Origin of the sequence: Methanolobus profundi, assembly GCF_900114835.1 — an archaeon.
GTDB classification, from domain to species: domain Archaea; phylum Halobacteriota; class Methanosarcinia; order Methanosarcinales; family Methanosarcinaceae; genus Methanolobus; species Methanolobus profundi.
The window spans coordinates 74,636-90,554 of record NZ_FOUJ01000006.1; the positions used below are offsets into that span (position 1 = coordinate 74,636).

General features: G+C 43.9%; 18 protein-coding genes. 2 read left to right on the forward strand and 16 right to left on the reverse strand.

Translation table 11 applies throughout. The features are described 5' to 3' along the window. Position 1: 1 nt before the first annotated feature. From rpmC to iorA, 15 genes are all read right to left on the reverse strand, one after another. A complete protein-coding gene (rpmC, locus tag BM008_RS12665) occupies positions 2–205 on the reverse strand; it encodes a 50S ribosomal protein L29 (protein WP_091937591.1) in 204 nt (67 codons plus the stop codon). Then, positions 205–1,122, reverse strand: a complete 918-nt coding sequence (locus BM008_RS12670) for a 30S ribosomal protein S3 (protein ID WP_091937593.1) — start codon at positions 1,120–1,122, stop codon at positions 205–207. Before BM008_RS12670 ends, rpmC begins: the two co-directional genes overlap by 1 nt. Continuing rightward, complete coding sequence (locus BM008_RS12675) at positions 1,122–1,577, reverse strand: 50S ribosomal protein L22 (RefSeq protein ID WP_091937595.1); 456 nt, start codon at positions 1,575–1,577, stop codon at positions 1,122–1,124. Before BM008_RS12675 ends, BM008_RS12670 begins: the two co-directional genes overlap by 1 nt. Positions 1,578–1,587: 10 nt before the next feature. Further along, a complete protein-coding gene (locus tag BM008_RS12680) occupies positions 1,588–2,001 on the reverse strand; it encodes a 30S ribosomal protein S19 (protein ID WP_091937597.1) in 414 nt (137 codons plus the stop codon). 14 nt (positions 2,002–2,015) lie between these two features. Then, on the reverse strand, positions 2,016–2,729 hold the full coding sequence (locus tag BM008_RS12685; RefSeq protein WP_091937599.1) for a 50S ribosomal protein L2: 714 nt from the start codon (positions 2,727–2,729) through the stop codon (positions 2,016–2,018). 11 nt (positions 2,730–2,740) lie between these two features. Further along, the gene (locus tag BM008_RS12690; protein ID WP_091937601.1) at positions 2,741–2,989 is read right to left on the reverse strand and encodes a 50S ribosomal protein L23; all 249 of its coding nucleotides are present in this window, start codon (positions 2,987–2,989) and stop codon (positions 2,741–2,743) included. Then, positions 2,986–3,747 (reverse strand): 50S ribosomal protein L4, encoded by a 762-nt coding sequence (gene rpl4p / locus BM008_RS12695; protein ID WP_091937603.1) that lies wholly within the window; start codon positions 3,745–3,747, stop codon positions 2,986–2,988. Before rpl4p ends, BM008_RS12690 begins: the two co-directional genes overlap by 4 nt. A 5-nt stretch (positions 3,748–3,752) precedes the next feature. Further along, positions 3,753–4,766, reverse strand: a complete 1,014-nt coding sequence (gene rpl3p, locus BM008_RS12700; RefSeq protein ID WP_091937605.1) for a 50S ribosomal protein L3 — start codon at positions 4,764–4,766, stop codon at positions 3,753–3,755. Between the two features lie 566 nt (positions 4,767–5,332). Continuing rightward, entirely contained in the window at positions 5,333–5,599 is a 267-nt protein-coding gene (locus BM008_RS12705; RefSeq protein ID WP_091937607.1) for a hypothetical protein, read from the reverse strand. A gap of 5 nt (positions 5,600–5,604) precedes the next feature. Next, the gene (locus tag BM008_RS12710; protein ID WP_091937609.1) at positions 5,605–6,693 is read right to left on the reverse strand and encodes a PASTA domain-containing protein; all 1,089 of its coding nucleotides are present in this window, start codon (positions 6,691–6,693) and stop codon (positions 5,605–5,607) included. A 16-nt stretch (positions 6,694–6,709) separates the two neighbouring features. Continuing rightward, on the reverse strand, positions 6,710–7,117 hold the full coding sequence (locus BM008_RS12715; protein ID WP_245748042.1) for a hypothetical protein: 408 nt from the start codon (positions 7,115–7,117) through the stop codon (positions 6,710–6,712). Positions 7,118–7,188: 71 nt separating this feature from the next. After that, a complete protein-coding gene (locus BM008_RS12720) occupies positions 7,189–7,797 on the reverse strand; it encodes a hypothetical protein (RefSeq protein ID WP_091937611.1) in 609 nt (202 codons plus the stop codon). 215 nt (positions 7,798–8,012) lie between these two features. Continuing rightward, complete coding sequence (locus BM008_RS12725; RefSeq protein ID WP_177188066.1) at positions 8,013–9,131, reverse strand: VWA domain-containing protein; 1,119 nt, start codon at positions 9,129–9,131, stop codon at positions 8,013–8,015. A 323-nt stretch (positions 9,132–9,454) separates the two neighbouring features. Beyond that, entirely contained in the window at positions 9,455–10,051 is a 597-nt protein-coding gene (locus BM008_RS12730) for an indolepyruvate oxidoreductase subunit beta (protein ID WP_091937613.1), read from the reverse strand. Beyond that, on the reverse strand, positions 10,048–11,877 hold the full coding sequence (iorA, locus tag BM008_RS12735) for an indolepyruvate ferredoxin oxidoreductase subunit alpha (RefSeq protein ID WP_091937615.1): 1,830 nt from the start codon (positions 11,875–11,877) through the stop codon (positions 10,048–10,050). Before iorA ends, BM008_RS12730 begins: the two co-directional genes overlap by 4 nt. Positions 11,878–12,086: 209 nt before the next feature. Between iorA and BM008_RS12740 the strand changes: the two genes are divergently transcribed. After that, a complete protein-coding gene (locus BM008_RS12740) occupies positions 12,087–13,148 on the forward strand; it encodes a hypothetical protein (RefSeq protein WP_091937617.1) in 1,062 nt (353 codons plus the stop codon). A gap of 256 nt (positions 13,149–13,404) precedes the next feature. Here BM008_RS12740 and BM008_RS12745 read toward each other — a convergent pair whose 3' ends face one another. Beyond that, positions 13,405–14,148 (reverse strand): PEF-CTERM sorting domain-containing protein, encoded by a 744-nt coding sequence (locus tag BM008_RS12745; RefSeq protein WP_091937619.1) that lies wholly within the window; start codon positions 14,146–14,148, stop codon positions 13,405–13,407. A gap of 404 nt (positions 14,149–14,552) precedes the next feature. Here BM008_RS12745 and BM008_RS12750 point away from each other — a divergent pair, with 404 nt between their 5' ends. Further along, a complete protein-coding gene (locus tag BM008_RS12750) occupies positions 14,553–15,908 on the forward strand; it encodes a glutamate-5-semialdehyde dehydrogenase (RefSeq protein WP_091937621.1) in 1,356 nt (451 codons plus the stop codon). The last annotated feature ends 11 nt before the right edge of the window (positions 15,909–15,919 follow it).

Here is a 15,919-nt window from a genome sequence, read left to right on the forward strand (position 1 = left end):
ATCAGATCTCCTTCATCTCTCTCTGGATAGTCTTTATCCTGGCGACGGTCTTCCTGAGTTCAGCAATCCTGCCCGGATTGTCAGGAGCTCCACCAGCTGATGAAAGTGCACGTTCGCGAATGAGTTCGTCTCTCATTTTCTCGAGTTCGTCCATCCTTTCTTCAGGGGACATGTCCCTTATCTCGTTCAATCGAAGAATTGCCATTACTTATCCTCCTTATGGATACGTGCGACTGGGTGCCAGTAGTCATAGCCATCATGCTTATGCTGCCATACACCGTCAACCAGCCTCTTGTTATCATCTTCGACATCTTCATCGTCAGTTACAGGTGCCTCATCTGCATTTGCCTCCTCAACAACTTCCTCAGCTGGAGTCTCTTCAGCAACCTCTGTTTCTACAGATTCCTCGGCAACTTCTACTGCTTCTTCCTCGTCTGCAACCTCACCCTCAGACTCTTTCTCTACAAGTTCTGCGATGTCAGCCTTTGCAGCTTCCGGTGCAACAGCCTCGACCACTTCGGTCTCAACGACTTCCCTTATGTCAAAAGCGTCAGGTAATACTACATCCGGAGGGATGATCCTAACTTTACATCCAAGGGTTCCCAGCTTCTTAACAGCTACTGCGAATCCCTCGTCAACCATATCTTCAGCAGGTTTTCCAGCGTGCTTGATGTATCCGTCAACAAGTTTCTCAACCCTTGACCTTGCACCTGTCAATTTACCTGAAATTACGATCTCACAGCCCAGTGCGCCTGAGTTCATAATTGCCCTAAGGGTATTATGACCGGCTTTCCTGAAATACCAGCCTCTCTCTATGGAAGAAGCAAGGCGGCTTGCCATCATCTGGGCATTGAGCTCAGGCTTCCTGACTTCCTGTGCATCGATCTGTGGATTGTCTATGTCATACATCCTGTCGATATCACGGGTAAGTTTACGGATGACCTTACCAGCCTTACCAATGACCATGCCTGGCTTTTCAGCATATACAGTGATCTGGGTACCCATTGGGGTACGGTTGATCTCCATTCCACCGTAACCGGCTTTGCTGAGCTGTTTTGCGAAATATTCGTCCATTGAAGCTTTTACATAGCCTTCCTGTACGAACTTCTTCTCTATTGCCATTAGCGCACCTCATTCAAAATAATCTCTACATTCACAGTCTCTGTATTACTTGGACTGCCACGTCCACGTGCCCTTGGCCTCATACCATGGATCACACGTCCGCGTTTTGAAGCAATATGTGCAATGTACATGTTATCTGGGTCAAGTCCCTTGTATTCAGCGTTGTTCCTGGCATTCTCAAGGATCTTGAGGAAAGCCTGGGCAACCTTTACAGGGTACCTACCGTTTGCCATTGGACCTTTTCTGTGTCCAGAACCATCGCTGTGCCTCTTGAAAGGAACTGCCTGCTTCATTATGACGACTTCTTCGAGGTATCTCTGTGCTGCAGTTGTACGCATGCCTTTGATCGCTTTACCAAGTTCACGTGACTTTTTAGGGGAGATATGAAGCTCAGCGCCCATTGCCTTAGAACTTACTTTTGGGTCCAATTCGATTGAATATCCAATTCTTGCCATTTATCTCACCTTACTTAAGTGGCACGAACTTGCTTGAACGGGTTGCTCCTACACCAGCGCTACCGTGGGAAACCTTTGGTCTGGTTGGGGAGAACTCTCCGAACCTGTGTCCGATCATCTCAGGCTGTATCTCAAATGCTACAAATGACTTGCCATTGTACACTTCTACATTTTTGCCGACCATCTCAGGGAATATTATGATATCCCTGTAGTGGGTCCTCAAATTGTCTTTACCATCTCTGAGCTGCTGAACAACGTCCTTTCTGCCTTCTGTGTAGCCCCTCTTAAGAGTACGGCGTTCACGTGCAGGCAACATCCCAATAAACTCGTCAACATCCAGAGCCTGGAGTTCTGCTACCGTTTTACCACGGTAGGTATATTCACCTTTTCGTTTTGGTAATCTTGATGATGATTTCTTTGCCATGTACTAACCTCCGGTTAACGCTTTCCGGTCCTGCGTGCTGCTATCTGACCTACCTTACGACCAGGAGGTGCGTTCCTTCCAACAGTTGTTGGCTTACCAGGGTGCTTGCGGTTACCTCCACCGAATGGGTGGTCAATAGCATTCATAGCAATACCTGATACACGAGGATACTTTGCAGCTCTTGTCTTCATCTTGTGGTACTTCTTACCAGCCTTAAGGAAAGGCCTGTCAACCCTGCCACCACCAGCAACGATACCAATAGTTGCACGGCATTTAGGGTTCAACCACTTCATTTCACCTGATGGCATCTGAACAACTGTCTTTCCACGGTCGTGGGATACAACTGTTCCATAGGCACCAGATGCACGTGCGAACTGTCCGCCATCGTTTGGCTTGGACTCTATGTTACAGACCGGGATACCTTCTGGGATCTCTGCAAGAGGCAGGATGTTACCAGGTTTGATCTCAGCTGAGATTCCGCAAGCGATCTTCTCACCTACTGATATACCTTCAGGAGCAATGATCAGGCGCTCTTCACCATTATCAAAGGAAACTTTGACAATAGGTGCTGAACGTGCCGGATCGTGTGTAATTTCGATAACTGTACCATAAACCGTGCTTTCTTCGTCGACACGTGGGTGTTTAAGTGCAGCTTTGAACTTGTGTGATGGAGCTCTGTAAGTTGGAGTTCCACGACCTCTGTTCTGTGATATGATTCTCTTTGTCATTTATGTCCACCTCACATCAGGCCAATTCTGGTCGCGATCTCGTGGGCTGCTTCTGTGCCTTCGAATGTAACGATCGCCTTTTTCAGACCTTTCATTGTGCTCATTGTACAGACAGATTCGACAGGGAACCCGTACATCTTCATTACATCAGCTTTGATCTGCTTCTTGTTCGCGCGGGTGTCCACGATGAACTGAAGTTTGTTATCTTCAAGCAGCATCATTGCCTTTTCTGTAATAAACGGATATTTTATGATGGTCATTCGAACATCCCTCCAAGTGAAGCTATTGCAGACTCTGTCCAGACGGTCAATCTGCCTGCGTGTGTACCTGGTGCAAGAAGTTCAGCATTGAGCGAGTCAACGGATACGACATCTACACCGGAAAGGTTCCTTGCGGACCTCATGAGTGGGCTGTCACAGGTTGCAACAATAAGAAGACTCTTCTTGTTCTTGAATCTCCTTCCACGTACCTTACCCTTTCCTGCACGGATGTTCCTTCCGTCCTTTGCACGGAGTACGTCGTCATATACACCTGCGTTCTGCAGGAAGCTTATGACATCCTTTGTCTTTTCGACGTCCTCAAATTCGCTTGCAGCGACCAGTGGAAGCTGTGCTTCGAATCTGTGACCACGTGCCTTTACGATATCTGCATCAGATGTTGCAGCGATCGCGGAGCGAATAGCCATACGTCTTTCTTTCTTGTTGACCTTCTCAGTTCTATCTGCTTCAGGCTTTGGAGGGTGTGCTCTCCTACCGCCTACAGCCTGAGGAACTCTTGCTGCACGGCTTCCGTTAGCGATCCTTGGGATCTGGGCAACACCTCTTCCTGAGCCCCAGGAATGTGCAGATGTGTCCATACCGGAGTACATCCTTGGACCATATGGCTGGTACCTGTTGGACTGAGCTGCAAGAACTGCTCTTTTGATAAGGTCAGGTCTGTATACCTCGTTGAATACCTCAGGAAGGTCAATGTCTCCCTTGGCATTTCCTGATAGATCTATAATTTTTGCTGTAACCATTCAGTTCACCCCTGCTTGGACTGTGTGCTTACGTGAACGATCTCTGGTTCACCCATAGCAGGTACTTTTGACCTCATTGGGTCTCTGAGCCTTACAAGCCTCTTTGAAGGTCCTGGAATGCTGCCCTTGATGAGGATATATTCACCACGTACAAGACCGTAGTTAAGGAAACCGCCTGCTGGAGTGATATCTCCACCATCTTCGCCTACCTTAAGGATACGCTTGTTGTATTCGGTTCTCTGGTGGTAACCCATCTGACCCATCTGTGGTACTGTCCATCTGACAACTGCTGGATGCCATGGACCGAGGGTACCGATCTGCCTGAGACTACCCTGACGTGAGTGCTTGTTCTTCTGCAGGTTGATACCCCATCTCTTTACAGGACCCTGGGTACCCTTACCGGTTGTAATAGCTGCTACGTCTACGAATGTGCCTTCGTTGAAGACATCAGTGATCTTGATCTCTGAACCGAGTACGGACTTTGCATACTCGAGCTTTGCCTTCACGTCAGATCCACTTACTGCTGTTTCCATGATATCAGCGTTCTTCTTAGGAACACCAGTGAGCTTCTTTGGTAAAGTGTATGTGATGACTTTGATATCTGAGACCTTGCCCTCTTCTACAAGAGCGTCGATCTTTGCCAGAGCTTCATCTGTGTTTGATTCCTTTGGAAGGGTAATTGTCTTCCCAAGGCCTTCATCAAGATCAGCTGCCCATGCTTCAGAAAGAGCCTTCTCACCATCTGTAGAGCTACCGTATGCACGAACTGCAGCAACACGTACAGCAGGAGTTTCTACTACAGTTACAGGAACTGAGATCTCCATGCCTTCTGTAAGGCTGTTCTTAACGTCGTCGATCATTACCACATGGGTCATACCTACTTTATAGCCTGCAAAGTCCTGGAGCTTTGATTCTCCAGCTGCCTGCGGCCATGAGTTGAACCTTGGTATGTGGCTTTTTGCTCTTACGCGTGGACTGAAAGCGAGTGATCCTCGTTTTGGTCTGTGTCCTTTTGCCATTATTATTCTCCTAATTTCACATTTTCTTCTTGGCAGGTCTATGCAATTTTGCATAGGCCAGTTTACGCGAGAAAGTCAGGCAGGAACCGCAAATAGAAATGAAGTGGACATGATAGGGCGGACTCCACGTACCCTCATGGTACGCATTCAACGCCAAACCTGTACATTCCTCCAGTCATCAACGGACCTTAGCATGCCATACGGCATTACTGAGTGGTCATCTCGAAAAGATTTAAACATCCCAGTATTTTAACACATTGTTGTGTAAACGGGCATTCTTGAAGAGGCCCAATTATACTTCATGTTAAATCCGACTTTTTCGCACTGTAATCTTAATACATCCAGATCATCATATCTCTATGTAATCTACGTTGCGCCATTAAAGGGAGATATCATATATAAAGCCTTTGCAAGAATATCTACTAAAAAAAGAAATGAGCCTAACTCATCATCACCTGCATCAAGGAACATTAACAATGACTATACGTAACTGATACTTTTAATATAGTGCAGATACAGCGACACTACCTACGTATGAGATTCTAATTTCAGCAATGCATAATTAATTACTTATCAGAAGTATCTGGAACCTTAGAAATGCGCTTTACAACTTTCCTGACAGCCCTCCCCCTGAAATTAACGCCACCCACGACCAGGACACCAGGTTTGCGTTTAATAATCTCTGAATGGTCACTATTAAAAGTAGCTATTATACTTTTGTTTGCAACGACCTCAACACGCCCGCCTATACTTACAAGGACTTTAAGGATACCTTCTATCTGAGAGGGGGTTGCATTATCTGCAACCCTTATCAGATGTGATTCAACAGGCATAATGATCACGTTCTGGAAATGGACTTTCTGATAGGAGACAGAACGGATGTCTGTTTGGCAGCAGATATTTTAGAAATGGTCTTTGCGCCATTATTATTAAGTGAAGCATTGACCACGCCCCCTCTTCCAGAGACAGCTGCAAATTCTACTTTTTCACTTGCAACTATAACATCGATAGAAGCACCGATATCAGCATAATCCCCGGCAACTACAGACTGACCTATGACCGTGCCAGCCTTCAAAGCATCTGCCTGCTCTGTTACCCTCCCAATAGTAAGCTTACTTTTTGCCAATGCACTCCTCGCAGAGACAAGTGGCATACCTACAAGATCAGGGACCGGAACTGAAGTTATCTTTGATATCACCAGATCCACGGCATCGCCTGGCCTTGCAACAGAACTTCCCGATGGGATCTGTGAAAGCACAGTACCCTGTATCAAATTACTTTCCTTCTCAATAACCTCACCCTTTGCAAATCCGGCATCCTTTATTATAGATACTGCCGAGTCCATATCAAGTCCCACAACATCCGGGACATCAATAAGGTCAGTGAGAACTGATCCCTTTGACGAGGAACTGATGGTAAACTCTACCTCGCTCAAATTGGCAGCAGGGATCACATCATCTGCCTTAGGTAACTGAAAGCGCAGTTCATTGTCCCGGACAGCAAGGTTCGTCCTGAGCTTTATATTCATTGAACTGATACTGTAATCCACATTTGATGAAGTGGAGTTCATGGCGCCATCCATCTCTTCAAGAGAATCACGAAATGCCATTACAAGATTGGACGACGTGAGTTCCGGCCTTGTACGTGAAAGCTGTTCCAACTGCTTTTCAACTTCAGCTTTCTCCCTTAGTATTTCCTGCACCCTGTTGTCAAGGATAGCATAATCCTGCTTCAAAGTAAGGTTCTCACTTTTCAATAATTCCAATGACCCTTCTTTTGATATGAGCTCCTTTTGGATAGATTCATATGTGGATTCCACATCTTCAATTGCTCTCTGAACCAGAGTATAGCTCTGTTTCTTAGATGCTGCTGTTGTTGACCGGTTCAAACGATCAACATTCTTCCTGAGTTCTGTAATATCGGCCATCCCCTTCCCCCAATGATCATTCTTCCACTACTTTAGAAGAAGAAGGAACCGACACGATCCTGGCCTTGAGAACACTTGAACCCTTTACATCGTAAGAATTAAGAGAATTATATGAAGCGTTCAGTGGTGCTGCACTAAGAACACGCTTATATCCCCTTATACGGTTCTTTGAATCCCTTTCTTCCTCATACTTCATGGACAGGGCCATCTTAAGCTCAATATCAACTTCTGGTATATGATACCATGTCGCTTCAATATTATAGTCCTTAAGTGCCTCATCGCCCTCAAGCTCTATCTGAGTATCAATGGAATTGCGGTCGAGCGTTTTCTGAGTCTCTGCAATAGATTTCCCCATCTCGCTCAATATTGTAGAGAGAGGACTGACAAGTACCTCTTCAATATTCACGTTGCTACTGGATGGCAATATGCTACCTCCTTCAATGGTCGTAAAAATAAATTATCAACGCAGCAATTCCTGCATTGATATTACCTTAATTACTCAGCTGCCTCTTTCACGCGGACTGTAGGAACAGCACGTTCTGGAGGTGGTACTGGCTTGAGGGTAGTTCTCAGAAGACTCGTACCCTGTTCATTGAAGGTGTATTTGGACTTGTAGGTAGCATCATATGTCGATGTATATGCAACATTGGTAGTGTTCTCTGCACTTACCTTGGCCTTTCCAAAGAGGAGACCTGCAAGACCACTTGACTGGTAACTACCTTTTATCTTCGATTCGTTTGTGAACTTGAATTCCCTGCCATATTTCTTTTCTGTAGAGAATTCCCTCTTCATCGAGATGGTCATCTTTACTTCGATAATGGATTCAGTGAATTCATAGAAACGTGGTTCTAAGCCATAGGTCAGCAACGACATTGGCTCATCGTTCGTTACAACATCTGTTGCTGTAACGTTACCATCCTCATCCACGGTTTCTTCTATATAGAGAATTACACTCCCTACATCCAGTTCTGTCTCTGCAAGGGCCTGTGCTACATTGATAGAGTTCATATCAAGAGCTGTCTGCCCCTCTGCGATGGCAAAGGCCATCTCTTTTATCATATCTCCGAATGGAACATCTAATAATCTTTGTCCAACAGATACCATGTTAAACCTCCCACATTATGGTTACTATAAATATAGGTCGATATAAGTTAAAGGCTTTACTAAAAATAAAGTACCAAATATAAAAATAAGAGTGAATATATTAGTGCCATCAAAATAGTACCAGCATTACCGAAAAATCATATTCAAATGAGCATTGAATATATTGAAAATAAGGCACCATCTATACTAAAAAATAGAAAGAGAGAAAGAATACTTTATTCTCTCTTACTGAATACAAAAGCCAGTCCTACAATTGCGATCATTGGAATCGCTACTGTGGGGAATTCTGGAATTTCCTCACTTGGTGGAATATTTTCGCCGACAGAAATGTATGCCTGAGGAATACCTACAGATCCTGCATCATTTCCTTCACTGTCATCATAATTGACCACTGCATCAGGAACAACATCAACAGGAAGCCTGTTTCCAATCTGATCACACTTTGCTTCGAAGGTCAAAGTGACTGTTTCATCAGCAGACATATCAGGATCCTTATCACTTAACTCTCCAATATTGAGCCATGTAATTGTTGTAGTCCCAGTGATCGGATCCTCATATATGCTATCAGGAATAACATTGAATGATCCTTCATCTACAATATAAGCTTGAGTTATTTCAATGACATCTACATTATAAGGAATCGTAGAAGCAGCCACCTCAGAGTATATATCCTGATAAATGGCATCAAGGTTAGCTGCAGTTGGAGCTGGGTAGTAAGCTCCTCCTGTCGTAGTAGCCATATCCATTAAGCCTGCTGTGTCAACAGATGAACCCAGCCCTATACTATAAATCGTGTATCCTGCGGTTGCAGCTGCTACAGCAGTATCGTGGCTATAGGATCCTGATCCATCACTAAGGAAAATAATTATCTCTGCAGATGATCCGGACCTTGCATTTGCATTTAAAAGATTTATTGACTCTGTCAGTCCTACATTGAGATTTGTGCCTCCACTATGATCAACGGCATCTATTCTTGTCTTGAGATATGCAAAATCATTGGTCAATGCTTCTGAAAAATCAATGTCACTATCCCAACTTACAACACCTGCTGTGTCCTTAGTTGAATCCATCTTATCAAGGAAAGCTTTTGCAGCATCCAATCTAAGGTTGTTAGGGTCACCATAAGAATAACCCATACTTCCAGAACTGTCTATTGCAAATATAACATCCATTGGTACAGACGTTGTAGTAGCACTACCTGCACCTGTTACCTCAATAGTCACTGTAGTAATTTCATTACTGCCACTTCCAGCAATGTTGATACTTGTTGGTGATGCAGTCTTTGTAACAGTAGGTTCTGCAATAACAGCACTTGCGCTTACCACCCCAACCATAGAGATAGTAACGATACATAAAATAGCTATCAAGAACATATCTTTCGACAGCTTATTAAATTTGCTTATTTCAATCATAAGTCATACTCCACTATACCGTACCGTGTATGAAACCAGATACTCCATACATGTAATTGATCATGCAATGAAAATAGTATCATAGTTCCGTAACAATATTTCAGATTACAACTCTAGTGTATAAAGATTTCTATATTGTTATTTGTAGATTAGTATAATAATTAAAAAATAGGGAGTTTTGGATAACCAAAATCAATCAAAAACTTAGTAACTACAAAAAAATAAACATATAGGATGACCAGTAGTCATCCCTGAGTTATATCCCTACCCATCTCAAAGGCACGGACATTGATATCCACGGTTTTCGGAGGAACAAGTTCCTTCACACATTCCTTCAGAGTATCCGGAGATATCGGAAGATAATTTGATATTGCACCTACCATGACAACGTTCATGGATTGAGGATTACCTGCCTCTTTTGCAAGTTCAGTAGCATTGAAAGCTTTTACTTCATGGGTCTCTTTGAGCTTTGCAATGATAGCATCAACATCAGGATAAGAACAAAGTCCGGAGGTCACAGTAACCGGAAGTATAGGATCTGTGTTCACTATTATAGTCCCATCATCAGAAAGGAACTCAAGATACCTGAGAGCCTCACTTGGTTCAAGTGCAAGTAATACGTCAGCACCCTTCATAGGGATCATGGAACCGAGCTCACAGCCAAGTCTGATATGATTGACAACCGAGCCACCACGCTGTGCCATTCCATGAGTCTCTGCTGCACGAACAGACAGGTCTTCCTTCACGGCAGCTTTGCCGATAATATCTGACGCAAGGATAGTACCCTGTCCACCTACACCAGCGATCACAAGGTCGAATTTGGAAATTCCTTCTGCACTCATTTCTTCACCTCCGAGATAGCATCGAACTTACAAAGACTGGCACATACTCCACAGCCAGTACACATTGAATTAATAGATGCCTTTTTGGTATCTTTGTCAAACTCAATGGCAGGACAACCCAGATTCACACATAACCTACATCCCACACATGCATCTGCATCAATGGTGAATGGCTTTCTGCGAAGACCTGAACGCTTTGCATCTATGACACATAATTGTTCTGTGATAACAACAGATGTGCCCTTGAACTCCTTTGCCCTTTTGAAGACTTCTTCGGTCTGCTGAAGGTCATAGGGGTCTGCCTTTTCAACGAAACCTGCACCCAGGCTTTTACAAAGTGCAACCAGATCAACTTCAGAGGTTTCCTCACCAGTAGCAGTCTTACCCATTCCAGGGTTTGGCTGGTGACCGGTCATTGCAGTTATGCGGTTATCCACTATAGTTACTGTAATGTCAGCTTTATTGTAGATAGCATTGAGAAGACCATTCATTCCGGTATGGAAGAAGGTTGAATCACCAATTGAGCAGCAGATAGGTTTTTTCTCCCCTGCCTGATACATTCCACTTGCCACGGTAATACTTCCACCCATACAGAGTGTTGTATCAACTGTACCGCTCTGGATACCAAGTGTGTAGCAACCAATGTCACTTGGGAAAATAGCATCCTTGCCATAGACCTTTTTCATGACATGGAAACTTGCCCTGTGAGAACATCCAGGACACATGACAGGAGGACGCATTGGAAGATCGATCCTGCATGCATTATAATCGAAGTCCTCAGCAACTTCAGCAGGAACATCCGGCCTTTCAAGTCCGAGAACCTCTGCAAGAACGTCAGAACAGATATCGGTGTTCAGCTCATAAACCCTTGGAACAGGGCCCTGAAGCTTACCGATCACTTCCACAGTTGAACCTGTTTCCTGTGCAATTATCCTGACCTGCTCTTCGACAACAGGTTCCATCTCCTCGAAAATGAGGACACGTTCAGTGCTCTCCAGAAGAGTACGTATCTTGTTCTCAGGAACAGGATAGGTTCCGATCTTAAGGAATGATGCGTTGATGCTCTGTTTGATTATGGCTTCCTTTGCATATACTGAAGCGATACCTGATGCGATCACTCCAACATTTGCACCATCGCTTAGTTCGAGTGAGTTCCATGGAGAGTTCTCCAGCCCTTCCTGCATGGTCTTCTGTACCTCAAGCAGACGTACATGCTGCACCCTTGCATTCTTCGGGACCATGACCCATCTTTCAAGCTCCTTCACGAACTCTGCTACAGGTCTTGTCTCGTTCACAGGCCCTAGCTCCACATCGGATTTACCATGTGAGATACGCGTTGTAGGTCTATAGATAACAGGCATCTGTACCTTGTTAGAAAATTCAAATGCAAATGACATCATGTCCTTGGCTTCCTGTGGTGTGGAAGGATCAAGACATGGTATAAGTGAGAATTGTGAGTATCTGCGAGTGTCCTGCTCGTTCTGTGATGAGTGGCATGATGGATCATCTGCAACGATAATTACCATGCTGCCCTTTACACCAGTATAAGCCAGGGTCAGTAACGGGTCTGCTGCTACATTAAGTCCGACATGTTTCATTGTGACAACAGAACGGACACCGGTCATTGCAGCACCTGCAGCCACTTCAAGTGCAACCTTCTCATTGACCGACCATTCTACATAAAAATCCCTTTCTTTCATTGCTGCCAGTGTACCGATGATCTCAGATGACGGTGTTCCCGGGTATCCGGATATGACCTGCCCGCCTCCTTCAACGATACCGCGTGCAATTGCAACGTTTCCCAGCATGTACTCGCGTGTGCTCATATTGATCTCCTGCCAAGTCATACAAAATGATCATTGATAAAGATATCTAGAAGAATGTGGCATGTTAACATGTATCACTGCATGATGATTTAGTGAGAAATAACTGAAATACAAAAAGGAACTAACAAAGCTACTAACGGCTTCCTGTAAAGGTTTATAAGCTTACACACTAAACTGTGAATATAGTTCTCCGCAGGAGATGATCATCCATGATAACGATTCGTTTTTACAGGATCTATGACATTGGACTGGATATCGACCTTGACTGGCTTGAAAAGGAACTTGCCAGCAGCTTCAGCACGGCAAGAGCAAGTTTTGTGCGTGTCAGACCTACATCCATTATTATGGAGATACCGCCACTGCTTATCAGACTTGGACAATGCAGTGTGGAGAAGGAAGGAGAGAACTTTGAGTTCTCTGTTTTCGCACGTATTTTCCGTGTTGGTGCTATCAGCCTGTGTTTTGCTTATGAGAAAGAAGATGCGGACTTTGAATTCCTCGAGAACACGGCACTTTTATTCTCTGAACAGGAAGGACTTGAGGATCTGTTCCTTTCACATCTCAATACTCTGGCAGATATACTCAAACCGCATATCAGAGGGTTTTCACTCAGCCCGGATTTCTTTGAAGATTATACCATTTACCACATGGACCGGATGGATGATTCCATTGACCCGATACCAATTCTTGCAGGCGAGAAAATTGACTTCTCACCCCAGGTGAGAGAGGAGATCCTCAAAGGTTCACATAGTTATACTAAACATGACCGTGCTATTTTTTCCTGGGACTCTGCCCTGATCTGCGATCCTGAAACTCCTACAGACCTTTTTGACCTCATTGAGTTTGCAAATGTACAGGTCTTTGAGCTGCGTTACTACGACAGGGAACTGAGCAGGAGCATGGAAAAGATGTACGAGGATATCGCCTTTGCAGATAAACTCTCGTTCTTCAAAAGAAGACAACTCTACAGGACAATTATGACACAGCTCATGCAGGACAATGCAGCCCTTTCTGAAGTCACCGAGAAGGTCAACAACCTTATCAAGGTCACTGAGGACGTATATTATGCAAGGGTATATGCAACTGTCCTGAAAACGCTACGAAGCGAGCAGTGGAGCGAGAGTGTGAATCGTAAAATAGACATGATACAGGACAATTATTCAATGCTCTCTGATGAGGTCAGGATCGAGCACTCCAATTATCTTGAATGGATAATTATTGTGCTGATCGCTATTGAGATCGTTATGGCTGTGGTGGAGAGGATCGTTTGAGGGTAAGTGAAGAAAGAGTGCTTTTTGGAGAAAATACATTGCTATATCAACAGCCTGTACTCACGTGTTCTCATGTTGATATCCTGCCAGGTCATAAAAAACGATCATTGATAGAGATATCCAAGAAAAGCACAATTCTGTTAGTATGTAATATGCCTGGATATAAATATAGGAATAAAAAAGAAGTGACACTTTGTTATTAAAGTGTCAAAAATGAAACATAGGACATTAGCTACAGAAGTTCTTTTGTCCCCTATTATTTTCTACGCTGGATGAATACCATCAGACCTATTATTGCCATTACAGGAATAACAATAGATGGGAACTCCGGGATCTCAGTATTGCAGCCACCCTGTCCGCCACCTGCTGTACCGCTGGTATGGGTTTCACCACCATGGTCCTCAGTGCTATCACTTCCACCACAATTACCGTTTCCTCCTGAACCGCCTCCCTGTGAATTCATACTGACATCCACAGTAAAAGCATCTCCTGCAATGATCTTTCCATTACCATAAAGTTGCCCTCGTATCCTGAAATCAACCTTGCCTTCAAGCGTAGCATCATCGCATGCATCCTTCAGATAATCAAGGACATTGGTATTCACGATCACAGTCTTCCCTTTTGGATTCACATATTGATACGAGAACGGTGTATCGTACAGCTCCTGCCTGTAATACATCAGGACCAACTTGTCATCCTGTTCATTTATTTCGGGATTGGGTTTTACCATCTGTAGTTCACCCACATCCACATAACCAGGAATGCTTCCAGCAGGCAGGTCGATCATTATCCTGAGAGAATCAGGCTTTATTTCTCTTATATCATAATTACCATTTGTATTGAAGATCTCAACTGCAAAATATGGTGCTTTGGAATTCAGCATCAGAGTATCAGGAGAGATTATGTAATCCACACTTTCATCTGCTATAGCAGAGCCCGTACACATGAACAGAAGCAGGAACATAGTCCAGACTATGCATGTTGATCTTTGTTTACCCATATTGTACCTCCAACCCAATGTTCATACTTAGACTTATCAAAGTATGATCATCAGTAACAAATATGTTTTAAATATATGAATATAAATTTTACTGAGTATATGTTGATAAATATAGACATAGAGTGCATAGAAGTAGAAAACATAGATAGTAACCCATTTGATCCAGATATGAAAGCTAGAAATGAAAATCTAAACAATAGAAATAGATAGATGATATTTTTAATTTAAATACCAGCAAGAAAATATTGAATGATCAGGGAAAACAAAAACAAAATACATTTTTAGGACATACTTGCATAATCGACAAATATAAAACCAAAGAACTATGTGCAATATCACTATATTAGATAATAACTTTTAATAATCCTACATCACTCTTTTAAAAAACCCAAGGTGGTTTATTCATGGTTCTGGAAATTGAAGAAAAGGTCATTGAAGCAAAGAAGGCATCCATTATACTTGCAAGTGTCAACACGGACACAAAGAATGCTGCTCTTGAAGCAATGGCACAGGCACTTGACAATAATCGCGATAAGATACTTGAGGCAAACCAGAAGGACGTTGAGACCGCAGAGAAGCTGAAAAGGAAAGGCGAACTTTCCCAGGCCCTTGTGGACAGGCTCAAGGTCAACGACAGCAAGATCAGTGGAATGATAGATGGTATCCGTGATGTTATCAACCTCGAAGACCCTGTAGGCAAGACAATAGATGCTCTTGAACTCGACCAGGGACTGGAACTCTATCAGGTAAGCTGCCCAATAGGACTTATCGGAGTCATATTCGAAGCACGTCCTGATGTAGTGCCACAAGTAATGGCATTATGCCTCAAAAGCGGGAATGCCACCATATTCAAAGGCGGAAGCGAGGCACTTAACTCCAACCGTACTATATTCGACCTGTTGAATGAAGCAGCAGAATCCGTGAAAGGAATGCCAGAAGGTGCATTCCAGCTAATGGAAACAAGAGAAGAGGTCAACGACATCCTCAGTATGGATGCATACATCGATCTGCTCATTCCAAGAGGTTCCAATGCATTCGTAAAATACATGCAGGACAACACCAAGATACCAGTACTCGGACACGCCGACGGTATCTGCCACGTATATGTCGATGAAGAGGCTGACCTCTCAAAGGCATACGAGGTCTGTTTTGACTCAAAGGTACAATACCCTGCCGTATGTAACGCAATGGAAACACTCCTTATCAACGAGAACATCGCAGAGAGATTCCTGCCAAAGATGGCAAGGATGTACGATGAAGCTGGCGTAGAGATGCGTTGCGATGAAGCTTCTTTTGCTATACTGGAACAGATAGACTTCCTCAAGAGCATACTGAGAGCTACCGAGGATGACTGGAAGACCGAGTACAATGACCTGACACTCTCTATCAAGATAGTAGGATCAATGGAAGATGCCATCGAGCACATCAACCACTACGGATCCCACCACACAGATGGTATCATAACCGAGAACGACCTTAAAAAGAAGAAGTTCACCGACCTTATCGATTCATCAAGTGTGATGCTCAATGCGTCCACAAGATTTGCTGATGGATTCCGTTATGGAAAAGGTGCGGAAGTAGGTATCAGCACCAACAAGATCCATGCACGTGGTCCTGTAGGAATGGAAGGACTGCTCATCTACAAGTACATCCTTGTAGGCAACGGTGACAAAGTAGCGGACTATGCCGGAGCGGACGCAAAGAAATTCACACATCGCAAGCTCAACAAGAAAGCTTCATCCACACTTTCAGGAAACTGAACCTGAAGAGA